Annotated in this window: 26 protein-coding genes; 9 read left to right on the plus strand and 17 right to left on the minus strand. The window is 36.3% G+C overall.

Annotation, left to right across the window (positions count from 1 at the left end):
* Positions 1-30: 30 nt before the first annotated feature.
* The 5 genes from rplS to ffh form a co-directional block, all read right to left on the minus strand.
* Positions 31-408, minus strand: coding sequence for a 50S ribosomal protein L19 (rplS, locus tag ACQVD9_RS13905; RefSeq protein ID WP_201093940.1), 378 nt, complete (start codon positions 406-408; stop codon positions 31-33).
* A 27-nt stretch (positions 409-435) separates the two neighbouring features.
* Complete coding sequence (gene trmD, locus ACQVD9_RS13910) at positions 436-1,194, minus strand: tRNA (guanosine(37)-N1)-methyltransferase TrmD (protein WP_264746536.1); 759 nt, start codon at positions 1,192-1,194, stop codon at positions 436-438.
* A 17-nt stretch (positions 1,195-1,211) separates the two neighbouring features.
* Positions 1,212-1,733: a ribosome maturation factor RimM gene (rimM, locus tag ACQVD9_RS13915; RefSeq protein ID WP_413774164.1), complete on the minus strand. Its 522-nt coding sequence runs from the start codon at positions 1,731-1,733 to the stop codon at positions 1,212-1,214.
* 14 nt (positions 1,734-1,747) lie between these two features.
* Positions 1,748-1,999, minus strand: coding sequence for a 30S ribosomal protein S16 (rpsP, locus tag ACQVD9_RS13920; RefSeq protein ID WP_264746537.1), 252 nt, complete (start codon positions 1,997-1,999; stop codon positions 1,748-1,750).
* Between the two features lie 154 nt (positions 2,000-2,153).
* Entirely contained in the window at positions 2,154-3,533 is a 1,380-nt protein-coding gene (ffh, locus tag ACQVD9_RS13925; protein WP_264746538.1) for a signal recognition particle protein, read from the minus strand.
* Positions 3,534-3,929: 396 nt separating this feature from the next.
* Between ffh and ACQVD9_RS13930 the strand changes: the two genes are divergently transcribed.
* Positions 3,930-5,186: a Glu/Leu/Phe/Val family dehydrogenase gene (locus ACQVD9_RS13930; RefSeq protein WP_264746539.1), complete on the plus strand. Its 1,257-nt coding sequence runs from the start codon at positions 3,930-3,932 to the stop codon at positions 5,184-5,186.
* Positions 5,187-5,350: 164 nt separating this feature from the next.
* On the opposite strand, the gene ACQVD9_RS13935 is transcribed toward ACQVD9_RS13930, so the two are convergent.
* Complete coding sequence (locus ACQVD9_RS13935; protein WP_413774165.1) at positions 5,351-5,497, minus strand: ABC transporter permease; 147 nt, start codon at positions 5,495-5,497, stop codon at positions 5,351-5,353.
* A gap of 338 nt (positions 5,498-5,835) precedes the next feature.
* On the opposite strand from ACQVD9_RS13935, the gene ACQVD9_RS13940 reads away from it, so the two are divergent.
* From ACQVD9_RS13940 to glmS, 5 genes are all read left to right on the plus strand, one after another.
* Positions 5,836-7,290 carry a TrkH family potassium uptake protein gene (locus ACQVD9_RS13940; protein ID WP_264746540.1) on the plus strand — a complete coding sequence of 485 codons (1,455 nt, stop codon included), beginning with the start codon at positions 5,836-5,838 and terminating at the stop codon, positions 7,288-7,290.
* An 88-nt stretch (positions 7,291-7,378) separates the two neighbouring features.
* Positions 7,379-9,772 carry an endopeptidase La gene (gene lon, locus ACQVD9_RS13945; protein WP_264746541.1) on the plus strand — a complete coding sequence of 798 codons (2,394 nt, stop codon included), beginning with the start codon at positions 7,379-7,381 and terminating at the stop codon, positions 9,770-9,772.
* A gap of 95 nt (positions 9,773-9,867) precedes the next feature.
* The gene (locus ACQVD9_RS13950; protein ID WP_264746542.1) at positions 9,868-10,284 is read left to right on the plus strand and encodes a protease inhibitor I42 family protein; all 417 of its coding nucleotides are present in this window, start codon (positions 9,868-9,870) and stop codon (positions 10,282-10,284) included.
* Positions 10,285-10,352: 68 nt separating this feature from the next.
* Complete coding sequence (locus ACQVD9_RS13955; RefSeq protein WP_264746543.1) at positions 10,353-11,126, plus strand: DeoR/GlpR family DNA-binding transcription regulator; 774 nt, start codon at positions 10,353-10,355, stop codon at positions 11,124-11,126.
* A gap of 1 nt (position 11,127) precedes the next feature.
* A complete protein-coding gene (gene glmS, locus ACQVD9_RS13960) occupies positions 11,128-12,981 on the plus strand; it encodes a glutamine--fructose-6-phosphate transaminase (isomerizing) (RefSeq protein WP_264746544.1) in 1,854 nt (617 codons plus the stop codon).
* A gap of 380 nt (positions 12,982-13,361) precedes the next feature.
* Here the strand turns inward: glmS and ACQVD9_RS13965 are convergent, their stop codons facing one another.
* The 11 genes from ACQVD9_RS13965 to ACQVD9_RS14015 all read right to left on the minus strand — a co-directional run bounded on the left by ACQVD9_RS13965 (position 13,362) and on the right by ACQVD9_RS14015 (position 23,880).
* Positions 13,362-14,339 carry a sulfate/molybdate ABC transporter ATP-binding protein gene (locus ACQVD9_RS13965; protein WP_264746545.1) on the minus strand — a complete coding sequence of 326 codons (978 nt, stop codon included), beginning with the start codon at positions 14,337-14,339 and terminating at the stop codon, positions 13,362-13,364.
* Complete coding sequence (gene cysW / locus ACQVD9_RS13970; RefSeq protein ID WP_264746546.1) at positions 14,336-15,187, minus strand: sulfate ABC transporter permease subunit CysW; 852 nt, start codon at positions 15,185-15,187, stop codon at positions 14,336-14,338. The genes ACQVD9_RS13965 and cysW overlap by 4 nt, the downstream gene beginning before the upstream one ends.
* A 9-nt stretch (positions 15,188-15,196) precedes the next feature.
* On the minus strand, positions 15,197-16,051 hold the full coding sequence (gene cysT, locus ACQVD9_RS13975) for a sulfate ABC transporter permease subunit CysT (RefSeq protein ID WP_264746547.1): 855 nt from the start codon (positions 16,049-16,051) through the stop codon (positions 15,197-15,199).
* A gap of 19 nt (positions 16,052-16,070) precedes the next feature.
* Entirely contained in the window at positions 16,071-17,072 is a 1,002-nt protein-coding gene (locus ACQVD9_RS13980) for a sulfate ABC transporter substrate-binding protein (protein ID WP_264746548.1), read from the minus strand.
* Positions 17,073-17,252: 180 nt separating this feature from the next.
* On the minus strand, positions 17,253-18,446 hold the full coding sequence (gene metK, locus ACQVD9_RS13985; RefSeq protein WP_264746549.1) for a methionine adenosyltransferase: 1,194 nt from the start codon (positions 18,444-18,446) through the stop codon (positions 17,253-17,255).
* Between the two features lie 55 nt (positions 18,447-18,501).
* A complete protein-coding gene (locus tag ACQVD9_RS13990) occupies positions 18,502-19,464 on the minus strand; it encodes a metalloregulator ArsR/SmtB family transcription factor (RefSeq protein WP_264746550.1) in 963 nt (320 codons plus the stop codon).
* 65 nt (positions 19,465-19,529) lie between these two features.
* Entirely contained in the window at positions 19,530-20,150 is a 621-nt protein-coding gene (locus ACQVD9_RS13995) for a CoA pyrophosphatase (protein ID WP_264746551.1), read from the minus strand.
* Positions 20,151-20,163: 13 nt separating this feature from the next.
* The gene (locus ACQVD9_RS14000; RefSeq protein ID WP_319804735.1) at positions 20,164-20,502 is read right to left on the minus strand and encodes a GIY-YIG nuclease family protein; all 339 of its coding nucleotides are present in this window, start codon (positions 20,500-20,502) and stop codon (positions 20,164-20,166) included.
* Positions 20,480-21,187, minus strand: a complete 708-nt coding sequence (pcsA, locus tag ACQVD9_RS14005) for a phosphatidylcholine synthase (RefSeq protein ID WP_264746552.1) — start codon at positions 21,185-21,187, stop codon at positions 20,480-20,482. The genes ACQVD9_RS14000 and pcsA overlap by 23 nt, the downstream gene beginning before the upstream one ends.
* A gap of 30 nt (positions 21,188-21,217) precedes the next feature.
* Entirely contained in the window at positions 21,218-22,090 is an 873-nt protein-coding gene (tesB, locus tag ACQVD9_RS14010) for an acyl-CoA thioesterase II (protein WP_264746553.1), read from the minus strand.
* 44 nt (positions 22,091-22,134) lie between these two features.
* On the minus strand, positions 22,135-23,880 hold the full coding sequence (locus tag ACQVD9_RS14015) for an O-antigen ligase family protein (protein WP_264746554.1): 1,746 nt from the start codon (positions 23,878-23,880) through the stop codon (positions 22,135-22,137).
* Between the two features lie 213 nt (positions 23,881-24,093).
* Between ACQVD9_RS14015 and argC the strand changes: the two genes are divergently transcribed.
* From argC to erpA, 3 genes are all read left to right on the plus strand, one after another.
* A complete protein-coding gene (argC, locus tag ACQVD9_RS14020) occupies positions 24,094-25,128 on the plus strand; it encodes an N-acetyl-gamma-glutamyl-phosphate reductase (RefSeq protein ID WP_264746555.1) in 1,035 nt (344 codons plus the stop codon).
* Positions 25,129-25,130: 2 nt separating this feature from the next.
* Positions 25,131-25,889 carry a DUF6776 family protein gene (locus ACQVD9_RS14025; protein WP_264746556.1) on the plus strand — a complete coding sequence of 253 codons (759 nt, stop codon included), beginning with the start codon at positions 25,131-25,133 and terminating at the stop codon, positions 25,887-25,889.
* Between the two features lie 115 nt (positions 25,890-26,004).
* Positions 26,005-26,361 carry an iron-sulfur cluster insertion protein ErpA gene (gene erpA, locus ACQVD9_RS14030; RefSeq protein WP_264746557.1) on the plus strand — a complete coding sequence of 119 codons (357 nt, stop codon included), beginning with the start codon at positions 26,005-26,007 and terminating at the stop codon, positions 26,359-26,361.
* The last annotated feature ends 17 nt before the right edge of the window (positions 26,362-26,378 follow it).

A 26,378-nucleotide genomic window follows, 5' to 3' on the forward strand; every position in this document is an offset into this window, starting at 1 on the left:
TAAAGCGGGTTTTCTTTCATTAGTAAGCTATTACTCAGCAGCTTGCTGTTGAGTTTGCTTAGCCAATTTTTCTTTAATACGAGCAGCTTTACCAGAAAGCTCACGTAAGTAGTAAAGTTTCGCTTTACGTACATCACCACGACGTTTAACAGTGATGCTATCAACGATTGGGCTATAAGTTTGGAAAGTACGTTCTACACCAACACCACTAGAAATTTTACGAACAGTAAATGCACTGTTTAAACCACGGTTACGCTTACCAATTACAACGCCTTCAAAAGCCTGTAAACGGGTACGCTCACCTTCCACCACACGCACTTGTACAACTACTGTGTCACCTGGCGCAAACGCTGGAATTTCTTTATTCATTTGTTCAGCTTCTAGCTGAGCAATAATTTTATTCGTCATGTTAATGCTCCTAAGGTTGCCAACTGGCTAACCATCGATACGTTTACTATCGTTCTGTTGATCGAGGTATTCGGTCAACAGCTGTTGTTCTTCTCCAGAAAGCGAGCGGCTATCCAGAAGATCAGCCCGACGTTGCCAAGTTCGCCCTAAAGCTTGTTGTAAACGCCAGCGCCGGATGTGTTCATGGTTACCACTAAGTAGCACCGCTGGAACACTTTGCTCATTATATACTTCAGGCCGTGTATAATGAGGATAATCTAGCAAACCATTCATAAATGAATCTTGCTGTGCCGATTCATTACACCCCAACGCACCTGGTAACTGACGTGTAATGGCATCTATCATTACCATAGCAGGTAATTCACCGCCAGATAATACATAGTCGCCTATCGACCATTCTTCATCCACAAAGCTTTCTATAAACCGTTCATCAATACCTTCATAGCGGCCTGCTATTAATATTAATGCTTGTTCACTAGCTAGCTGTTGCACAGCTGCCTGTGTTAGCTTATTACCTTGTGGTGATAAATAAATTACTTTAGCTGTTGGTGGTACTTGTTTTTTTGCTTCTAACAACGCCGCTTCAAGCGGAGCTATTTTCATTACCATACCTGGCCCACCACCAAAGGGACGATCATCAACAGTATGATGACGATCATGGGTATAGCTTCTAGGATTATGACAGTTTAATGTCATTAGTCCTTGTTTTACAGCACGACCTGTAATGCCATAGCTAGTAATAGCTTCAAACATTTCAGGAAAAAGGGTGATGAGTTCAAATTGCATGGCCTGTTGCCTATTTGTTAAAACTCTGCATCCCAATCAACTTGAAGTTCGCCTGCTGTTAGATCAATATTCAATACACATTGATCTATATAAGGGAGCAATCGCTCTCTATCATCAATACTATTAATACAAGGTTTAACTACTAATACATCATTAGCACCTGTTTCTAACAGGTGATCAACTTGACCCAATAATTGGCCCTGTTGATTAATAACTTTTAAACCTTGTAATTGGTACCAATAATACTCGTCACTTGCCAATTCAGGTAATTCATCACGATAAATACAAATCTCAGAATCTACTAAACTTCTAGCTTCATCTCTATCAGTTAAACCTTGTAATTCAACTACTAGTACTTTGCCTTGTAAACGACCACTTTGTAGTTTAACTGTAGTTTGTTCATTTGCCCTACGTAATATCCAGTTTTTATAATCTAGAATGTTATCAATAGGGTCTGTAAACGAATAAACCTTTACTGCACCACGAATACCATGTACAGAAACAATCTTACCTAATACAACTAACTCTTTCTCAAGCATGATAATGCTATTGATTAAGCAGCAGTCTTAGCAGCTTCCTTTAATAGGCTAGCAACGCGTTCAGAAATTTGTGCACCTTGGCTTTTCCAGTAAGCAACACGTTCTTGATCAACGTTTAATCTTACTTCACCGCCAGCAGCGATTGGGTTAAAGAAACCTACACGCTCAATGAAACGACCATCACGCGCATTACGGCTGTCAGTTACAGAAATATAATAAAAAGGACGCTTTTTAGAGCCGCCACGTGCTAAACGAATAGTTACCATGAAGATATTATTCCTAAATTAGTTAATTATGTAAAAATACATAGCATATAAAAGGTGGCATATTCTATAGGAAGTTGAGATTTTTGCAAATGGCTTTTTCAATTCATTCACAAAAATCTCATGCTTTTATTAAATACACCAAATTAACAACGAGTTAAAAACGACGGCCAGCACTACCTTTTGGTAATACACTGCTCAAACCACGAGCCATTTTAGCTAATCCGCCCTTACCCATTACTTTTTTCATCATTTTTTGCATTTGTTTATGCTGCTTGATTAATCTACCTACGTCTTGTACTTGCGTACCAGAACCTTGTGCAATCCGACGTTTACGAGAACCATTAATAAGCTCAGGATCTCGACGCTCAGCCATTGTCATAGAGCTAATAATTGCTTCCATTTGCACAAACTGTTTATCAGCAACATCCTGCTTATCAGCCATAGCCGCCAAGTTAACACCACCCATCATAGGCAATTTATCCATTAAACTACCTAAACCACCCATATTTTTCATTTGGCGTAGTTGATCGCGGAAGTCTTCTAAATCAAAACCTTTACCCTTTTTGATTTTACGCGTTAGCTTTTCAGCTTTTTCTTTATCGAGTTTTTGTTCAGCTTGTTCAATTAAGCTGAGCATATCACCCATACCTAAAATACGGGTTGCAATACGTTCAGGATGGAAAGGTTCTAAAGCTTCTGTTTTTTCTCCCATACCCAAGAACTTAATAGGTTTACCCGTAATAGCACGCACAGATAAAGCCGCGCCACCACGTGCATCACCATCTACCTTGGTAAGGATTACCCCTGTTAATGGTAAAGCATCATTAAATGCTTTGGCTGTATTAGCTGCATCCTGACCTGTCATGGCATCAACCACAAACAATGTTTCCACAGGATTTACAGCAGCATGAAGACCTTTAATCTCACCCATCATCTCTTCATCAATGTGAAGACGACCTGCGGTATCCACTAATACAACATCAATAAATTTTAACTTAGCTTCTGCAATAGCAGCCTTAGCAATATCTACTGGTTTTTGTTCTATGGTAGAAGGGAAAAAAGTAACATCTACTTCATTAGCTAACGTCTCAAGCTGTTTAATTGCAGCAGGACGATAAACGTCAGCAGAAACTACTAATACTGTTTTTTTCTTACGTTCTTTTAAGAAGCGTGCTAATTTAGCAACTGTGGTTGTCTTACCAGCCCCTTGCAAACCAGCCATTAAAATCACTGCAGGAGGCGTAGCATTAAGAGCTAAATCTTCATTAGCAGCCCCCATTAGTTGTTCTAACTCAGCCTGTACAATCTTAACAAAAGCTTGCCCTGGAGAAAGATTCTTTAGTACTTCAGTACCAACTGCTTTTTCTTTAACTTTTTCTATAAAATCTTTTACAACAGGCAACGCCACGTCAGCTTCTAATAAAGCCATCCGCACTTCACGTAAAGTACCTTGAATATTTTCTTCAGTAAGCTTTGCCTGTCCAGTTATATGACGAAGTGTCTTGGAAAGGCGTTCGGTTAAATTATCAAACATGAAACTCGTCCAGTGATGCCAAACATATAAAGGGGCTATTATAGTAGGTAATTGCTCTTTGCTGAAAGCATTATCTTGAACTTATTAATAAGTTGTGATCAATTTTACAACTTTCTGATGATTTTTTAACCTAAATGCTTTCTATGAGTTTAATCAATTCTTTAGTGTTAAATTTATAAAAAAACACCAAATCAATTTGTGTTAAATAATTTTCTTGTTATTAATTTTATTAAAATTTTTACTAAAACATAACTTATATCTATTGTCACATAATCGCTATGCAAAACATGCATAACATATACAGTATTTGCATATCATGAAAATAAACATATAATACATTTCCTTTCTTCAAAACTTTTATAAAAGCAACTAAAAATATATCACTAGGATTTAGATATGAGTAAACATGAAACATCTGCTTTAGGAATGGCCCATCAACAAATAGACAAAATCGCTTCTTTTCTTAAATTAGATCCGGCCATTCATACTATTTTAAGAGAGCCTCAACGTTGTTTAGAAGTTTCTGTTCCTGTAACTATGGATGACGGTTCAGTACAACTTTTCAAGGGCTATAGATCTTTACATTGCAATGCAATTGGTCCAGGTAAAGGTGGTATTCGCTATCATCAAGATGTAACAATGGATGAAGTTAAAGCATTATCAATCTGGATGACATTTAAGTGTGGTGTACTTAATTTACCTTATGGGGGCGGTAAAGGCGGTATAGTTGTAGACCCCAAAAAACTTTCTAAAGGTGAGTTAGAAAGATTAACACGTGCCTATATTCAAGCAATCGCACCTGTAATTGGAGAACTTGAAGATATCCCTGCTCCAGATGTAAATACTAATCCCAAAATCATGGGCTGGATGGTTGATGAATACATCAAAATCCGTGGTAATCACTTCGGTGTATTAACAGGTAAACCTCTTATACTAGGTGGTTCTGAAGGTCGTGTTGCAGCTACTGGTAAAGGAACTAGTATCATTGTAAGAGAACTATTACAAAAATTAGATATTAATATTAAAGGTGCTACTGTAGCCATCCAAGGTTATGGCAATGCAGGTTCTTTCACTGCACATTTCCTACATGAATTAGGTGCAAAAATTATTGCTGTGAGTAATAGTGATGGTGGTATTTATAATGCCAATGGTTTAGACCCTAATAGTTTAGACCAAGCGATCGCAGATAATAAAACTATCCTCTCTGTTGAGGGTGTAACTCAAATCTCCAATGCTGAATTACTTGAAATTGAGTGTGACGTATTAGTTCCAGCAGCATTAGAAAATCAAATTACTGAAGAAAATGCGAACAACATCAAGGCAAAAGTAATTGCAGAAGCGGCTAATGGTCCTGTTAGCCCAGAAGCAGACGAAATTCTACAAGCTAAAGGTGTTGTTGTAACACCAGATATTCTTACTAATGCTGGTGGTGTAACTGTTTCTTATTTTGAATGGGTACAAAATCGTTTTGGTTTATACTGGACCGAAAAAGAAGTTAATGATCGCTTAGAAGAGGCAATGGTACGCGCTTTCAACAACGTATGGAACATGTATCAAAACCATAACCAAGCAGCAACTTTACGTATGGCTGCCTATATGGTTTCTATTGATCGTTTAGCAAAAGCTATTAAGGCACGTGGTTGGGTAAAATAACTATCCCGCTAACTATAAAAAGGCTACTTTAATTGTAGCCTTTTTTATTGGCTCAATTTATTTCTAAATAACCAAGTGGCTATCGGTAATGTTACTATTGCGATTATCTGTAACGGCCATAGATCATAACTAAGTTGCCATAACCCTATACCTTCTAAATAAACTCACCTTACAAAATCAATAGCATAGCGTAATGAATTCAGTAAAGTGATATATTGCATAATTACTGGAATATTACTAATGGGTGCCGTTAATCCGGACAATAAAATCATTATCAATGATAAAGCTGAAATGGATAACCCTAACCACAAATAAGGCTGTTAAAACTAGGGTTTGCAAGAAACTGAATGTAGCAATCATTGCAAGCATAATATTCCAGCGTGACTCTAAATTTGGGTTATACCATGCCCTAGTTTCAACATTAATTAAATTCTTTTGCCCTGAAAACTCTGTATTATAGGTTTCTATAATGCCGTGCCCCTTACACAACATTTAAAAATATTTTCATTAGCTGGACTAGAAGCAATTGCTAAGGAATAGCGTAGTAAGCATGCCAACAAATAACAAACTTGTAAAATGAGATTACTATTTACGAACTAACCACTATAATAGCCCATTCCGAATATCATCAAAGGTGTAGTTAGTCTGTATGACTCGACAAACAATACGCAGTATTTCCTACATTGTCGGTTTTTTTCTTATTGCACTCTCAGTTAGCATGTTAGTGCCGCTTACTACTTCTTTTATTTTTGAACACACAGCCAATGATATCGCTGCTTTTTTCTGGTCTGGTCTGGTTACTTTCTTTGCTGGCTTTTTAATGATTAAGCAAAAAGGTTCATTACAAATTCAACTGCGCCCAAGAGACATGTATTTTCTTACTGCAAGTAGTTGGATTGTGGTCTGTATATTCGCAGCACTGCCTATGACTATGATTAGCCATATTAGCTACACAGATGCTTTTTTTGAGGCAATGTCTGGTATTACCACAACGGGTGCAACTGTTTTATCTGGTTTAGATAATGCTGCTCCCGCTCTACTTATGTGGCGTTCGATGCTACATTGGCTTGGTGGTATCGGCTTCGTTGTTATGGCTGTAGCTGTTTTACCAATGCTACGTATTGGTGGTATGAGACTTTTCCAAACAGAATCTTCTGATTGGTCAGAAAAAGTGCTACCTCGCTCCCATATTATTGCTAAATACATTCTTGTTATCTATGTATCTTTTACTATTATTGGTATCTTTGCCTTCTGGTTAGCCGGCATGCCTATATTTGACTCAGTTAACCATGCCATGAGTTCAATTGCAACAGGTGGCTTTTCAACTTCAGACACTTCATTAGGAAAATTCCTACCTGCTACTCATTGGGTTGCTATTGTACTAATGTTACTAGGCAGTTTACCTTTTACCCTCTATGTTAGTACCCTGCGTGGTAACTACACGGCTTTGTTTAAAGATGAACAAGTACGAGGTTTTATCACTATTTTAGTGGTTAGTTGTTTCCTACTTAGCCTCTGGTTTTGGAAAAACAGTGGTAACTCATTTATAGACTCTCTACGAGTAGCCTCTGTTAGTGTTGTCTCTGTTGTTACTACTACTGGTTTTGCTGTGGATGATTATAGCCAATGGGGTAGTTTCGCTATGATTATCTTTTTCTACCTTACCTTTTTAGGTGGTTGCTCTGGTTCAACCACAGGTGGTCTAAAAACTTTCCGCTTTCAAGTTACCTTAAGATTACTTGCTGCCAACTTAAAACAACTTATTCATCCCCGAGCAGTTATTCCACAAAAATATAATGGTCATAATCTTGATGAAGAAATTGTTCGCTCTATCTTAACGTTTACTTTCTTTTTTGCTTTTATTATCGCCATTATTGCACTATTTTTAGCCTTTCTCGGCTATGATATGGTTACTGCATTAAGTGCTGCAGTAGCTACTGTTTGTAACGTTGGGCCAGGACTAGGCGAAACTATAGGGCCAGCAGGCAACTTCTCCACCCTACCTGATATAGCTAAATGGGTGCTGTCTTTTGGCATGTTATTAGGTCGGTTAGAAATTATTACTATTTTAGTATTGCTAACACCTAGCTTTTGGCGTTATTAATGTAACTTGTATTACCCAAAATTCTATCTATTGAATTTTAAAGATAACACCCCATCTATATAACAATAATCTTAGATACGGATACGTTATGACTGACAAAAATCAAGCGGATGAAGTAATTATAGAAGCAGAAAATACACAGCCAAGTAAACAAATTGCTGTGCCTACTCCTTCTTATCCTGAAAAATTATATATTATTCCTATTCATAATAGGCCATTCTTCCCTGCTCAAGTATTACCTATACTAGTCAATGAAGATCCTTGGGAAAAAACTCTCCGTCGTGTAGCAAAAACGGAACATCACTCTGTTGCTATTTTTTATACTGAAGAGCCTTTTGATGAAAACTTTAATATAGAGAGTTTACCTAAATGTGGCACCTTGGTGAAAATTCACCATGTAAGCAAAGAAGATGATAAATTGCAATTTGTCGCTCAAGGCATCACACGCGTTAAAATAAAAGGTTTTCTTACCCATAAGCCACCTTATTTAGCAGAAGTCGAATATCCTAAGAATAGTGAAGACTCTAGCAATGAAGTGAGAGCCTATGGCATGGCTGTTATCAATGCTATTAAAGAACTATTACCACTTAATCCTTTATATAGTGAAGAGCTAAAAAACTATCTTAATCGCTTTAGCCCTAATGAGCCTTCTCCTTTAACTGATTTTGCTGCTGCACTCACAACTGCACCTGGCGAAGAGTTGCAACAAGTATTAGATACCATTCCTGTTTTAAGACGAATGGAAAAAGTATTGCCCTTACTACGTAAAGAAGTAGAAGTAGCACGTATACAAAATAAACTTTCTACTGAAGTAAATGAGAAAATCAGTAAAAATCAACGTGATTTTTTCTTAAGAGAACAACTTAAAATCATCCAACGTGAACTTGGTATTACAAAAGATGATAAAAGTGCAGATGCAGATGAGTTTAAAGCCCGCTTAAAAGAAAAAGTACTGCCTGAACAAGCACAAAAACGTATTGATGAAGAGCTACACAAACTTTCTTTATTAGAAACAGGCTCTCCTGAATATGCTGTCACACGTAACTACCTTGATTGGGCAACTGCTTTACCTTGGAGCATTATGGGTAAAGATAAGCTAAACCTTAAACATGCTCAAAAAGTACTCGATAAACATCATGCTGGTTTAGAAGATGTTAAAAACCGTATTTTAGAGTTTTTAGCTATAGGTGCTTATAAAGGTGAAATTAATGGTTCGATTATTCTCCTTGTCGGCCCTCCTGGTGTTGGTAAAACCAGTATCGGTAAATCCATTGCTGAGTCACTAGGCCGTCCTTTTTATCGCTTTAGTTTAGGAGGTATGCGTGATGAGGCAGAAATCAAAGGTCACCGTCGTACCTATATTGGTGCACAACCGGGTAAACTTGTACAAGCGCTAAAAGAAGTACAAGTTATCAATCCAGTCATTATGCTGGATGAAATTGATAAGATGGGACAAAGCTATCAAGGTGACCCTGCATCAGCATTATTAGAAACACTGGATCCTGAGCAAAATATTAACTTCCTAGATCATTACCTTGATTTAAGGCTCGACTTATCTAAAGTACTGTTTGTTTGTACTGCTAATACATTAGACTCCATTCCTGGTCCCTTATTAGACCGCATGGAGGTAATCAGTCTTGCTGGTTATATCACAGAAGAAAAACTAGCTATTGCCAAGAAACATCTATGGCCTAAGCAATTAGAAAAAGCTGGCGTACCCAAAGGTAAGATCAGCATTACTGATAGTGCCTTAAAAGCAATTATTGAAGGTTACGCTCGAGAAGCAGGTGTACGCCAATTAGAAAAACGATTGGCTAAAGTTATTCGAAAAAGTGTTGTTACACTATTAAAAGAACCTGAGCTTAATATCAAAATTAGCCATAAAAATTTAGAACCACTATTGGGTATGCCTATCTTCCATAACGAACAAGTTTTGGCTGGCATAGGTATTATCACTGGGTTAGCTTGGACAAGCATGGGAGGAGCTACACTACCAATCGAAGCAACCTGTGTACATACCTTAAATAGAGGCTTCAAATTAACAGGGCAACTTGGTGATGTAATGAAAGAATCTGCTGAAATTGCTTACAGTTACATTACATCTCATTTAAAAGAGTATAAAGCAAACCCAGAGTTTTTTGATAAGGCATTTGTACATCTTCATGTACCTGAAGGTGCCACCCCTAAAGATGGACCGAGTGCAGGCGTTACCATGGCAAGTGCGCTACTATCACTAGCCCGAAACCAAGCCCCTAAAAAAGGCGTAGCAATGACTGGTGAGTTAACCTTAACTGGCCAAGTATTAGCCATTGGAGGAGTTAGAGAAAAAGTGATTGCTGCTCGTCGTCAAAAAATCATGGAGCTTATCTTGCCTGACGCTAATCGTGGGCACTATGAAGAGCTACCAGATTATTTAAAACAAGGGCTGACTATTCACTTTGCTAAAACATATAAAGATGTGGCAAAAGTATTATTTAGTTAATAAATTATTACATTTTTATTGATTTATAGAATATAAAATAAATAATCTGTTGGTTAAGATAAGTACTAATTTTAATACAGCTTATCTTAACCTTTATGATCAAAAAAATAATATTTCGTTTAATAACTATTACTTTAATTTCTCTCTCAATAACTGCTTGTGTCTCTACTTCACCTGCTAAAACGATTAATAATAAAAATTATCAAACATTGTGTAATCCACTTATCTTACACAAAAATCAGGAACTTATTGTTGCCTTACCTAGCAGTGCGCATAGTGGTTATAAATGGCAGCTTGAAAACGATGCAACAGCTATTTTGCAACTTAATAAAAATCATACCCAAAAAGATGACCATCCAGAGAACCATCTGCACCGACAAGAAACCATTTGGAAATTCAAAGCCATTAAGAGTGGTACAGGAACTCTTTCATTTATTTATCGACTAGATTGGGATACTAATATAGAAGATAATCAACACATACAATGTGAAATTAATGTGAACGACAATTAATTTTTTGTGCTTCATCTTTCGATATATGTTATAAATGAAATATAAATATTTCGAATCGAAACAATTAAATGACACAAAGAAACACTCAACAACGTCGTTACTATATTATTGAACAAATTGCTTTGAATGGAGAGGTATCTGTTGAACAATTATCAGCAGAGCTCAACACCTCAGAAGTTACGATTCGTAAAGACCTTAATATTCTAGAAAATGAAGGTAAACTATTACGACGTTACGGTGGTGCTATTCGTTTACCTAGTCATACCACAGAGCAGTTAGTTTCCCAATATAAACAGGCTATTGCAAAACTAGCCAGTCAACTTATCAAAAATAATAGTCGAATTATTATTGATAGTGGCAATACGACTTCAGCACTTATTCCTATGCTAACGGAGAAAAAAAATCTGTTAGTAATGACTAATTCATTAAAAATAGCTAATCAACTATTGACTCTTGAACCAGAGCCCACATTGTTAATGCCAGGCGGCACATGGGATCCAACTTCTGAATCTTTTCAAGGAAAAATTGCTGAGCAAGTATTGGAATGTTACGACTTTGACCAACTTTTTATTGGTGCAGACGGTTTGGATTTAGCTCATGGGACAACCAGCTTTCATGAGTTACTAACACTGTCACAAGCTATGGCCAATAATGCTCATCAAGTTATTGTTATGTTAGAAGCTGATAAAATCGGTCGTAAGATACCAAATATTGAATTAACATGGGATAAGATCGATATTCTTATCACTGATGACCGTTTAGATAAAACTATTCAAAAACAAATCACTAAATGTGGTGTACAACTTCTATGTGCTACGCTGCAAGAATCAGAGGATATTTAATATGTGTGGAATTGTAGGAGCTATTGCTGAGCGTAATGTTACCGCACTCTTAATTGAAGGGCTAAAACGACTTGAATATCGTGGCTATGACAGTGCTGGATTAGCTATTATCGATAATAAACAAAATCTACAAAGGGTTCGCCGCACAGGTAAAGTTAACCAGCTTGCTCAAGCACTACAACAAGATTCAAATTTTACTGGCAAAATAGGAATTGCTCATACACGTTGGGCTACCCATGGTGCACCTACTGAACAAAATGCTCATCCACACTTCTCACATAATCAAGTAGCCATAGTACATAATGGCATTATAGAAAATCATGAGCTATTAAGGGAACACCTTATTACCCTTGGTTATGAGTTTACTTCGCAAACAGATACAGAGGTTATTGCTCACCTACTCCATTACAAACTAACTGAAATCGGAGACCTTACTACTGCACTCAAAGCAACAGTTAAAGAACTTCATGGCGCTTATGGTTTGGCCGCCATGTGTATACAACAGCCTGACCGTATTGTAGCAGCTCGAAGTGGTAGTCCATTAGTTATTGGGCTTGGTATTGGCGAGAACTTTTTAGCCTCTGACCAACTGGCATTAAGACAAGTCACTGACCGTTTTATTTACCTAGAAGAAGGCGATATTGCTGAAATTACCCGTGACACTGTCAAATTGTGGGATCAACAAGGACGAGAAGTTCACCGTGAAATTATAACAGCCCAAGAAAATGCCGAAGCAGCAGATAAAGGTGAGTTTCGTCATTTTATGATGAAAGAAATTTATGAACAACCTACTGTTATTCAAACAACTCTCAATGGTCGAATTACTGATAATCAAATCAATGTACAAAGCTTTGGACCTAATGCAGAACAACTTTTTACTCAAGTTAAAAATATTCAAATTGTAGCTTGTGGCACAAGTTATCATGCCGGCTTAGTAGCTCGCTACTGGTTAGAAGCGTTAGTTGGTATTCCTTGTCAAGTGGAAGTAGCTAGTGAATTCCGTTACCGTCGTGTTGCCGTTCAACCTGATACTTTATTCATTACTATTTCCCAGTCCGGCGAAACAGCAGATACCTTAGCTGCTTTACGCAATGCTTTCTCTGAAACTTATACCACAGGCAACTACTTAGATAGCCTTACCATTTGTAATAATCCAACTAGCTCTCTAGTTAGAGAGTCTGGACTAACCTTATTAACCAAAGCAGGACCAGAAATTGGTGTGGCATCTACTAAAGCGTTTACCACCCAACTAACCGCCTTACTATTGCTTACCCTTGCTTTAGGAAAAGTACGTAACACGCTTAATCCTGAATTAGAAGCAACTTTAGTTAAAGAATTACGCCGTTTACCAAGCCGTATTGATGAAGCATTAGCAACCAATAACACTATTGAAAAAATAGCTGAATGTTTTGCTGAAAAGCACCATGCTCTTTTCTTAGGTAGAGGCGCTCAATACCCTGTGGCGATGGAAGGTTCTTTAAAGCTAAAAGAAATTTCTTATATTCATGCAGAAGCTTATCCTGCTGGTGAGCTAAAACATGGCCCATTAGCTCTTGTCGATGCAGATATGCCCGTTATTACAGTCGCACCCAATAACGCGCTAGTAGAAAAACTTAAATCCAATTTACAAGAAGTACGTGCTAGAGGTGGCGAGCTTTTTGTATTTGCAGATGAAACCATAGATATCAAAGAAGATAAGTTTACTCATGTAGTGAATATGCCACATATTCATGATGTGCTATCACCTATTCTCTATACTATTCCATTACAACTTCTCTCTTATTATGTGGCTATTTTAAAAGGAACCGATGTAGATCAACCACGTAACCTAGCTAAAAGCGTTACTGTTGAATAATAGCCAATAAAAAAGGATTAGTAATTAACTAATCCTTTTTTTATTAACTAAACAACTTATAATTAAGCCCTACCTTCACTGTATTACTCTCTGCTTTATTATCAAATTGTCCTTATTAATTAGCTGAAATACTGGTATTTAGCATTAGATTAACTTCTACTCCAAACTTAGTAATAGTAGTGTCTTTAGTAATAAGCACCTAAGCTTATCTTAGCTTTATCAGTAATACGCAATTTATCTCTCAAACCAACAGTTGAGAAAGTTGCTTCATTCTCACTTTTTTAACTGAGCCTCTTTCTTAAACTTATGACTATTCAACATAAAATATTTCTTTACTGCTTTTAACAAATCATCAATTAGCTTTATATAAAATAGTACAATTACCAGTTTTTCTGTGGGTTAGGCTTAAAATAAATCTTCTGACCACGTTGTAAATTTACTAAACTAGGATTATCTTTAGTTAATTCAACTTCTAAAAAGTCCTTTTGATTGGCAGGCTTTATCGTTACACGAGTTATAGCGCCCAAAGGCCTAATATCCAATGCTTCTGCTTCAAAAAAACCTTGCTCTTGCCGTGATGAAATAATTACCTCATGCGGCCTAAAGAGTATTTCTTGGTTACCCACAGTAAAGCGATTAGAATCGCCTAAAAAATGATACACAAAATCATTAGCAGGCTTATCATATAATTCTGCAGGTGAACCTACTTGTTCAATTACCCCTTTATTCATCACCACAATACGATCAGAAACCTCCATCGCTTCTTCTTGATCATGGGTTACAAATACACTGGTTAAATGAATCTCATCATGTAAACGTGCTAACCAACGACGTAACTCTTTACGTACTTTAGCATCTAGTGCACCAAAAGGTTCATCAAGTAGTAATACTTTAGGTTCTACTGCTAATGCACGCGCCAAAGCAATACGTTGCCGTTGACCACCGGATAACTGATCAGGATAACGATCACCCAACCAATCAAGTTGTACCATCTGTAATAAATACTGTACTTTTTCTTTAATCACTTTTTCAGTAGGGCGCTCGCTACGAGGCTTCATTCTTAAACCAAAAGCCACATTATCAAATACTGTCATATGACGGAATAATGCATAATGCTGAAACACAAATCCCACATTACGATCACGTACATCATGACCACTTACATCTTCGCCATGAAAGATAATACTGCCTGTGTCAGGTGTTTCCAAACCTGCAATAATTCGTAGCAAGCTGGTTTTACCACAACCTGAAGGGCCTAATAAAGCAACTAACTCACCACTTTTAATCTCTAAATTAATATTATTAAGTGCCCTAAAGTTACCAAAGTTTTTAGTGACATTTTCAACAGTTATACTCATACAGCAGGACCCTCTGGACGTTGACGGGAGCGATTTAAACGAGACTCACTCCATTGACGAAGCAATAACACCACCAACGCCATTATTAGTAATAAGATGGCTACACTAAATGCAGCAACAATATTGTATTCGTTATAAAGAATTTCGATATGTAAAGGTAAAGTATTGGTATAACCACGAATGTGACCAGATACCACTGAAACAGCACCAAACTCCCCCATAGCTCTAGCAGTACATAGAACTACACCATACAGTAAAGCCCATTTAATATTCGGCAGAGTAATATACCAGAAAATTTTAAAGCCACTAGCACCCAACAATCTGGCAGCTTCTTCCTCTTGCGTACCTTGTTCTTGCATTAACGGAATAAGTGAACGCGCCACAAAAGGAAACGTTACAAAGATGGTGGCTAATACAATACCAGGCACTGCATAAACTATTTGGATATCGTGCTCGTTAAAGAAATCTGCAAAATAACTTTGTGCCCCAAATAATAAAACATAAATAAGACCAGCTACTACTGGAGAAATTGAAAACGGCAAATCGATTAAAGTAACTAAGATACTCTTACCCCAAAACTCGTATTTAGTCACACACCATGCCGCAGCAATACCAAAAATAATATTCAATGGTACCGAAATACCTGTAGCTATTAAGGTAAGTTTAAAAGCAGAAATAGCATCAGGCTCTCTAATGGCATTCCAAAACTCACCCAGTCCTTTAGCTAAACCTTGAGAAACAACCGCCCATAACGGTAAAAGTAACACTAAAATAAAAATTAACCATGCCAATATAATTAAAATAAGGGCTGTCCATGAAAACTTACCTGTGTATTTAGAACGTATCATAATTCTGGCCTATGCCCTTACCACATTAAATAATTTCAAAAACATATTTAAAATATAAGTAGGTTTTAAATAACGCTGAATTAAATTAATCATTAATAGCATAGCAAAGGAAATAATTAACATTAATACACCAATAGCAGTAGCGCCTATATAATCAAACTGATCCAGTTTTGACATAATCAATAAAGGCAGTATTTCTGTTTTAAAAGGAATATTAGCGGAAATAAAAACTACTGAGCCATACTCCCCTATTCCTCTTGCCAAAGCTAAAGAAAAACCAGTTATCCACGCTGGAAATAAAATAGGAAAGACAACAAACAAAAAAGTTTGAAATCTATTTGCTCCTAAACTCCGAGAAGCTTCTTCTAGCTCACGGGGAATATCCTTAATAACAGGTTGAACCGTCCGAACCGCAAAGGGTAAAGTAACAAACACCAAAGCAAGGGTAATACCTATGGGTGTATAAGCCACTTTAAAAGGTAATAATGAACCTATTAAACCCTGCGGTGCATATAAAGTAGTTAATGCTATACCTGCTACCGCTGTAGGTAAGGCAAAGGGTAAGTCCACCATGGCATCAATTAACTTTCTCCCTGGAAACTCATAACGCACCAATACCCATGCTAATAAGCTACCAATAATAGAAACAATAAAGGCCGATAATAAAGAGGTATAAATGGATAACTTTAAAGCAGACTGTAACTGTCTACTATTAAGAATAGTCCATAATTGTTCCATGGTAATTTGGCTGGCATAAAAGAACATACCAGCTAATGGAATCAATACAATAAGAGAAAGCCACATTAGGGTATACCCTAATGTGAGGCCAAAACCTGGAATAACTGATGCTTTACGAAAAGACATTACTTACATAATCCAACTATCAATGGTTTATTTCACTATAAATCTGGTCAAATATACCGTTATCATTAAAAAACTTAGGTTGTACAATCTTCCAACCACCAAACTCTTCGTCAATGGTTACTAACTTTAATGCGGGGAATTGATCTTTAAACTCAGCCACTATTTTTTCATTGCGAGGACGATAAAAATTTTCAGCAATAATACGTTGTGCTGGTTCACTGTATAAATACTCTAAATAAGCAGTGGCTTGTTTGCGAGTACCTTTTCGATCTACATTAGCATCAACAACTGCAACAGGGGGTTCAGCAAGAATAGACAGCGAAGGAGTCACTATTTCTAATTGGTCACCACCTTCCTCTTTTAAAGAAAGATAAGCTTCATTTTCCCAAGCAACAAGTACATCACCTAAACCACGTTGCACAAAGGTTATTGTTGAGCCTCTAGCACCAGTATCCAATACAGGAGTATTAGCAAAAATCTTTTTCACAAAGTCACGGACTTGCTCATCGCTACCATATTTATGCTTCGCATAAGCCCAAGCAGCAAGAAAATTCCAACGTGCGCCACCTGATGTTTTAGGATTTGGAGTAATAACTTGTACACCATTTTTAACTAAGTCATCCCAATCTTTAATATTTTTAGGATTTCCTTTACGTACTACAAAAACAATAGTTGAGGTGTAAGGAGTACTATTATTAGGTAACCTTGTTTGCCAATCCTTATCAATTAACGGCTGTTTTAAATTAACTGCCTCAATATCTCCTGCTAACGCTAAAGTAACCACATCTGCTCTTAATCCATCAATCACTGCTCTTGCTTGCTTACCTGAACCACCATGCGAGTTTTTAATGGTCAGTGTCTCACCTGTTGTTTCTTGCCAATGTTTTTTAAACGCTTCATTATAAGATTGATAAAGCTCACGGGTTGGATCATAAGACACATTAAGCAACTCAGCAGCTATTACTTGAGTTGTTAATAATACTCCCACAACACCTGCTATTGTTTTCTTTAAAGTAGACATAATGGCCTCTTCCCAATTTTATTTAGATTGTTGGGTAGCATTCTAACGAGCTTTTTTTATTCTTAAAAAGAATTTTTAATAAGGTACTTATGCGTTTATGGAATATATAAACTTACCAATTATTTTTCTAATTAATAAAAAAGGCAGAATAAATCTGCCTTTTTATTAATTTACCTTAACTTACTTAATGCCAGCATCTGCTTTTAATGCCTCTGCTTTATCAGTACGTTCCCAAGTAAAAGTAGTAAAGGTATCATCGCCTACTGTTTTTTGTTGTGGAATACGTCCAAAGTGTCCATAAGCTGCCGTCTCTTGATACATTGGATGTAATAAATCTAACATAGTAGTAATGGCATAAGGACGAAGATCAAAGTGCTGACGCACTAATTGAATAATCTTCTCATCACTTACTTTACCTGTACCAAAGGTATTAATCGAAATAGAAGTAGGCTGTGCCACACCAATAGCATAAGATACTTGAATTTCACAACGATCTGCTAAACCTGCCGCCACAATATTTTTAGCCACATAACGACCCGCATAAGCCGCACTACGGTCAACTTTTGATGGATCTTTACCAGAGAAAGCACCACCACCATGACGCGCCATACCACCATAGCTATCTACGATAATCTTACGACCTGTTAACCCGCAATCACCTACAGGACCACCAATAATAAATTGACCTGTCGGATTAATATGGAATTGAGTATCTTTATGTAATAACTCTGCTGGAATAACATGTTTAACAATTAATTCCATTACTGCTTCTTGAATATCTTTTTGTGATACATCAGGATTATGTTGCGTAGACAATACAATCGCATCAATACCCACCACTTTACCATTGTCATAACGACAAGTAACTTGTGATTTAGCATCTGGGCGAAGCCAAGGTAATAAACCACTTTTACGTGCTTCTGATTGACGTTCAACTAAACGATGAGAGAAACAAATAGGCGCTGGCATTAATACATCAGACTCATTGCTTGCATATCCAAACATTAAACCTTGGTCACCTGCACCTTGATCTTCTGGTTTCTGTCTATCTACACCTTGTGCAATATCAACTGACTGCTTACCAATTACATTAAGTACACCACAAGTTGCACCGTCAAATCCCACATCTGATGAAGTATAACCAATATCACAAATAACACGACGAACTAATTCTTCTAAATCCACCCATGCATTGGTGGAAATTTCACCAGCAATAATAGCCACACCTGTTTTTACTAAAGTTTCACAAGCCACACGTGCAAGTTTATCTTGAGCAATAATAGCATCTAATATCGCATCGGAAATCTGATCTGCAATTTTATCTGGATGTCCCTCAGAAACTGACTCTGAAGTAAAGAGTGCATATTCACTCATCACAAAACTCCTCATATTAAATAATATAACTGATCACTTTATTACTAAAGAATCGCTAAACAGCACAAAAGCATCTTATCTGTAGTTGAAAACCATTACGTAAACCTATATACAAACTTTCGTCTGGCTTAAACCCTGCACTACTAGCCCAATGAGTTAATTCATCTGGCTCAAAACCTAGCCATAAATCACCACAAGTTTTAGTAACCCAATCTTGTTCATGATGACATAACTCTGCCACTAATAAATTACCTGATGCTTTTAAACAACTTTTAAAATGTTGGAAAGCATCAGCTGGTGCTGGTAAATGATGTAACACCATATTAGCCACTATACAATCTAATGGGTTAGTTACCTGTAGCTTAGTAGCATCTGCCTTCTTTAGAATAACATTAGGCAGCTGTTGCTGCTGACAATATTGCTCTGCTAATTGTAGCATTTCCGCATTATTATCGACTGCAATTACTTCTTTAAAGCGCTTAGCCAGTAATGGTAAAAACTTGCCATCACCAGGCCCCACCTCTAACGCAATAGCCTCTTTATTAAAACCTTTACTATCAATAATCTTCAAAATATTATCTTGATAATGTTTCAGGTCAACAATCACATCTTGCTGATCTATACCATCGCCTTTTGCAAGATTAGTAAAGAAAATTCGACTAGCCTCTGCTCTTTCAGCATAAATGATATTAAGATTTTGTTGCAGCTCATTTGGTATTGCTAAACCATCAATTTCGGCTAATAAGCTTTGATGAAATCTACTCAAAGAATGCTCTACAGAAAGTGTTCTACGATAAAATATAGTATTTCCTTCACGCCTAGTTATCACTAGGCCTGCTTGCAATAACACCTTTAAATGGTGGCTCATTCCTGACTGTGTAGTATTAAACAACTGGGTAAGCTCTAAAACACCAAACGAATTATGCAATAAAACCCTTAATACCATAACCCGCAGCGGTTCACTCACTGCTTTACATAGATTGGCAAAATTATCAATAGTTAGGTTAGAAGCTGGCATAGCTGCGCAGTCTACCCAGAAAATGACAAAACAACAAGTCTATATCAATTTTTTTTGATATAGATTTATTTTTTCAACTGAGTATAGTCTATTAAAAGACTATCAGCAGGTTTCTCATGAAAGGAAATATTAGTATCAAATACTATATTTACTAGCTCTGCTATCATGATGGCGGTTAATCCCCAAATCTTAAATTGATGATATTGATAACAAGGGATATACCACTCAATATTTAAATAATCAATACGGTGAGTAACAATGCGTGGATCCTCTCTAAAATAGCTCAAGGGCACCGTAAAAATTAATGCTATTTCATCTAAATTAGCTTGGTAAGAAAGAGAATCGTCGACAAAACCGACATAAGGCTTAACTTTTAAAAGATTTTTAGAAATTAATGTTGGTAAAGAACCTATAATTTCTACATTATCAGGTAATAAGGCTATTTCTTCTTCAGACTCACGCAATGCCGTTTGCAATAAATCTACATCCTCTGGATCACGTTTACCACCGGGGAAAGCAACCTCTCCACGATGAGAGGCCAATTTATCAGAACGCAATGTTAAGACTAACTCTGGTTGCTCTTTTTTAATAATAGGTATTAGTACAGCGGCTTCTTGCAAAGAACTGGGAAATAAAGGAGAACTTGGCTGGTATAGCTTAAGGCGTTCTTCAATATCTTGCCACATAACATTATCTTCCTCATGCTTGTAAAATATCAGCTAATGTTAAAGAGGGTTCTTTATTATAAATAGGTAACTGAAACCCTTTACAACCATTAATAACTAACTGTTCTTTATTATATTTAGTTAATTGCTTTATTTCACTTTCTCTTTTTAAAGCATGGGATTTAGATTCGCATTGCTCAATATAAACTAATGCTATGGGCTTGCTTGTTGAAAAAAACTTAGCCCCCTTACCCTGACAGTGCTTATAAAATCTTGCAACAGGATCATGGCTACTACCACAATAGAGTTTCCCATGCTCAGTACGTATTAAGTAAACATACCAAATCTTATCAGTTTTGACTATTTCTATCACTAATCGTTTGCCACACACCAAAACCGATAAAATAAAGACCTGAAATCCACCATAATATTAAAGTCCATGTTTTAAAATTGCCATACTGTGCAATTAAAAAACCACTAGTAATCAACCACACTAAACTAAATATAATATTTAATACCATTGCTTTACGAACTCTAAAAGGATGCAAAAACTTAACAGGTATTACTGACAATATCGCTAGTCCTATAATAGCCAAAAATGTTAAAACTGCAGGGGGATTAATTACTACAAAATATAATGCAACAATATTCCATGTAGCAGGAAAACCTACAAAATAATTATCTTCACTTTTCATATTTACATTGCAAAAACAGAAAAAGGACGATAATAAAATAATGGCTATTGATAATATCTGTGTACCATAAGGTAATGGTACAAAATAATAAATAAAGATAGCTGGTACAAAAACGTAGGTTAAATAATCAATGATTAAATCTAATATACTGCCATCAAATTCTGGTACTTGATTCTTTACATCATAACGACGTGCTAATGTACCATCAATACCATCTATTAATAAGGTAACCCCCATCCACACAAAAGACATTTGTGGATCACCCTCTAAAATTGCCAATAATGCTAATAAACCAAATACCACACCACTAGCAGTAAACGCATGAACACCCCAAGCTTTAAGCTTTTTTATATCCATTTGCATAATAACTATCCCCATCCCCTAAGTATATAATTAAGGATTAGCCTTTATTTGACGAATAAGCCCTTCCTGACACACTGATGCCACTAACTTGCCATCCTGACTAAAAATTTCCGCACGAACTAAACCACGTGCATCTCCTGCCCAAGGACTATACATAGAGTAAAGCATCCACTCATTCATTTTAGGTTGACTATGAAACCAGATACTATGATCTACACTCGCTACTTCCATATCTACATCCATAAACCCTTTACCATGCGGCAATAAGCTAGTAGTTAATAAATTGAAATCAGATGTATAAGCTAATAAATAGCGATGCAATGAAGCAATATTTGGCACTTCACCATCCGCTTTAAACCATACTTGACGAATAGCTGGACCTTTCTTAGGTACAAACGGGTTAAAATCAGACACAGGTCTTATCTCTATAGGACGACCACGCTTTACTCTTTCTAACACCCTCTCTGGCAAAGTATCTAACTGCCTAGAAATCAAACTAGCTTCATTTTCAAGATCATCAGGGCCTGGCACATCTGGCATTTTTTCTTGATGTTCAAAACCTGTTTCAGGATCATGAAATGAAGCACTACAAAAAAAGATGGGTTTACCTTTTTGAATGGCTGTTACACGTCTAGAACTAAAACTTTTTCCATCACGAACTCGATCAACAGTAAAAACAACAGGGAAAGTCGCATCACCACGACGTAAAAAATAGCCATGTAATGAATGAGCAACGCGCTCTTCAGGAACAGTATAACTGGCCGCTGATAATGCTTGCCCGAGTACTTGCCCACCAAATAATTGACGAAACCCTAAATCTTGACTCTGACCACGGTAAATATTTTCTTCTATAGGTTCTAGGTTTAATAAAGTAATTAACTCACCCAATAACTCATTACTCATTATTATAATGCCTCTTTATTTAATTAAACTCACCAACATACTTATTATTTTGATAAGGATAACTTTCTACAATTTAATTCTTTTTTGACAATACGTAATCCTTGAAGACTCGGTATGTTATTAAAATCTTTAAAATAATTGCACACCATTGGTACCATAGTAGGATAAGCCCTAGTTAATGCATGTGATAGCTTATCCAAGTCACCTACCTGTCCAGATAATAAAGACAACTGTATTTTATTTGCAATAACTGGTGCATAAGGGCGCCATGCTAACATTTCATCAGTTACTCTTTGCTGATAAGCAAAATCGACAACTGTAGGCGACAAATTAACAAACTCTTGTAGTTGAACCTCACGTCCCCAGAGCAAATCCCTTGTAGCAGATTTAAATTTGTTATAATCACCTTTATCAAATACAGCTACATTATTATCGTAAAAAAAGCTTTTTGCATAAGTATCTAATGAGCTATTAGCTATAACTATAAATACCCCTGCAACTATTATCCAGAATACACCACTGATTACTTTAGGTATAAATAACTTTATGTTTTTTGATAATAAAGGTACTAATACCAAAATAATTAATGGCACAAAGTGCATACGCCACATTACATACTCTAGCATAGAGTTAATAAAATACACTAAGAATATTGTGAGCACTAACCACCATTGTAAAGTTTTAGGCGCTTTCCAAAAACAAACAGTGATATAAGCCAATAAGGCTAATAATGCTAACAAACCTATTAAACCAAACTCAGCCATTATTTGCGTAAATAGATTATGGCTATGTAATGTTAGGTCACCAATAATAGTGTAATTAGGATCATTCACCCCAACCCAAAAACCATGAACAGCATAATTACCAAATCCCACACCTATCAAGGGTGACTCTTTAACAATGGCAAATGCTTTGCTTATTTCAGATAATCGAAATGATTCACTAGCCGCTGAACGATTTAAGGAACTAACTATATTAGTGGTTGCAACTTGCGTAGTATCATCAGTAAATAGTTGTAGAATAGTAGGTAAAAAATAATAGATTAAAGCACCTATAATAAGAGCAACCAAACAAACAACAAACTTTAAGTAAGTTTTATCTCTCGTTTTAAATAAACAAAATCCAGCAACTATTGATGCCATTACTAGATAAACTAATACGGCCCTAGAACCACTACCTAGCAATACAAAACCAAACAATAAAGCAAAAATAACCACAACTACAATATGTAAAATATTACGGAAAGCTAAATAGCAAAGTGCTAAAAAAGCTACCATCATATAAATAGCTAATTGATTTGATTGAGCAATAAAACCTATAAGACGATCGCTCATAGGAACCATCCAATAATCAATACCTGCTAAACGATATTGAATGACGATAGCACCTAATGCTTCAACTATTCCGCCTATAAACAATATAAAAGCTAAATAGTCATAATATTGTGTTTCACTTTTCTGAGCTAATTGAATAGCTAATAGTGCTGCTAGAATAACAACCACACTATAAACAATTAAAGTGACCTTATCTGGCAAACTAGTGTTTTGTACTACTGTTAACAAACAAAGAATAGCAAAAAACCCAACTAAACAACCTATTAAAGGAGAAACCAGCAAACTACTTTGCTTAAAGTTATTAACCCCTAATGTGAATACTGCGCAAATTACAACTGCAACACAAGCAATAAAAAATGGCCAAAAATCACCCAAAGGTGCAAAATGGATAAATACACAAAAAGGAGCTACTGTAATTAATAACAAAGTAACTAATAAATCCTTTCTAAATGTCAAAATAACTTTCTCCTGCAAACACTCATAAACCATAAGTTAAGCCTTACAAAATAACAAATAATGTTATTAATCAACTAACTTATTGTGATAAATCGCTTTATTAGGTTGCAAGTATAATCAAGATAATTCACAGATACTATTGTTTGTTTAATCTTCTGGCTTTATTATTGATTACTTATAATGTTGATTTACACATATCAAGGGTAAAGCGTTATGTTAAAAATAGGTATTATTGGAGGAACAGGCTATACAGGTGTAGAACTGCTACGCTTACTTGCTGCCCATCCAGAAGCTGAAGTAGTAGCTATTACTTCTCGCTCTGAAGAAGGTGTACATGTAGCAGATATGTATCCTAACCTACGAGACTATTATAGCGACCTTACTTTTACAGTACCTGATACACAAAAACTAGCTGCTTGTGATGTGGTTTTCTTTGCTACCCCTCATGGAGTGGCCCACTCTTTAGCAGGTGAATTGTTAGAAGCAGGAACCAAGGTCATTGATTTATCTGCTGACTTTCGTATCAAAGATATTACAGAATGGGAAAAATGGTACGGTCAACCACATGGTGCGCCTACTCTAGTGAAGGAAGCTGTTTATGGTTTACCAGAAGTTAATCGTGAACAAATTAAAACTGCTCGTTTAATCGCGGTGCCAGGTTGTTATCCTACAGCCACACAATTGGGATTTTTGCCACTATTAGAAGAAGGCATAGCAGATACTTCACAACTTATTGCTGACTGCAAGTCTGGTGTTAGTGGTGCTGGACGTGCCTCCAAAATAGGTTCATTATTTTGTGAAGCTACTGAAAATATGATGGCTTATAGTGTGAGTGGACATCGCCATTTACCTGAAATAAAACAAGGGCTAGAAATAGCCGCTCAACAACCTATTAATCTTACCTTTGTCCCACACTTAACCCCTATGATTAGAGGTATTCACGCAACCCTTTATGTAAAAGTAAAAGACCATTTTACCGACTTACAGAAACTCTATGAACAACGTTTTGCCAATGAACCTTTTGTGGATATTTTACCAGCAGGTAGTCATCCTCAAACACGTAGTGTAAAAGGTGCTAATGTTTGTCGAATTGCAGTCCATCGCCCACAAAATAGTGATTTAGTTGTTATCTTATCAGTTATTGATAACCTCGTTAAAGGTGCTTCAGGACAAGCCATTCAAAATATGAACATCCTATTTGGTTTAGACGAAACATTGGGACTAACGAACACAGCATTAATGCCATAACTATGAATAACAATACCTCACCATCCAACCCAAACCAACTTTGGTTTGGGCTACAGCTTTCTTCAATTATCGTTGTTACTCTGTTAATCATTGTAGCCAGTTACTATACAGGGAAATTAGTTGCTAACAGTGCTTCTAGCAATGCAAATACTGACTCAGTAAAACAATATAAATTGTTAGAAGTACAGTTGAAAAGTACCAAAACTCGCCTATCCATGGCAGAAAATACCAATAAAATAAACACTCAAACGCTTGACCAAACTCGTCAAACTATCCTACAGTTAGAACAACAAATTTATCAGCAGCAAAAAGATATTATTTCTTATAAAGCCATTATCTCAAAACAAAAAATTACTGATCCATTAGTATTTAGAGATTTAATTATTCAGGCTACTGAACAACCTTATACTTTTCGCTATAAGTTAGTTTTAACACGCCTTGATCAAGCCAATATACTGCTAAAAGGCTCATTACATATTGCTATTGTTGGATCCACCAATAACCAACCCCACACAATATCATTAGCAGCAGTTACCACAACAACAGAGCATAAAAAAGATAATATCCCGTTCTCTTTTAGATATATGGCCATGATTCCTGAAAGCAATCAATTTGGTGAGATGACTTTACCAGAGAATTTTATACCTAAAAGCGTTAAAATAACTGCCTATTTAGCTGATGAAACCAAACCGACTACCTATACTTTTGATTGGACAGTACAACCACTTCCGATTAAAGACATCGAAGACCCAAACAGTTAATAGTTTGTCATTAAATAATAATTGACTGTTTCAGTTGGTTAATAAGATAATAATTAGGTATTTTATTTATATTGGTATTTTTATTATCTAAAAAATACCATGGAGACATCAAAAAATGAGTATCGAAACATTTACTCCTAGTTCTATTCAATTCACTGAAAGTGCTGCTAAAAAAGTAAAATCTTTAGTCGAGGAAGAAGGTAACGCTCGCCTTAAATTACGTGTTTTTGTAACAGGTGGTGGTTGTTCTGGCTTTGAATATGGTTTTACTTTTGATGAAGAAACAGCTGAAGATGATACTCTAATAGAACGAAATGGCGTAAATCTTGTTATTGACCCTATGAGTTTTCAATACCTATCAGGTGCAGAAATTGACTATGAAGAAGGCCTACAAGGCTCTCGCTTTGTAGTAAAAAATAATCCACATGCAGTTACAACCTGTGGTTGTGGTTCATCTTTCTCTATCGCTTAATCCAAAAGATGACCACA

Source organism: Entomomonas sp. E7T21, from assembly GCF_058693955.1.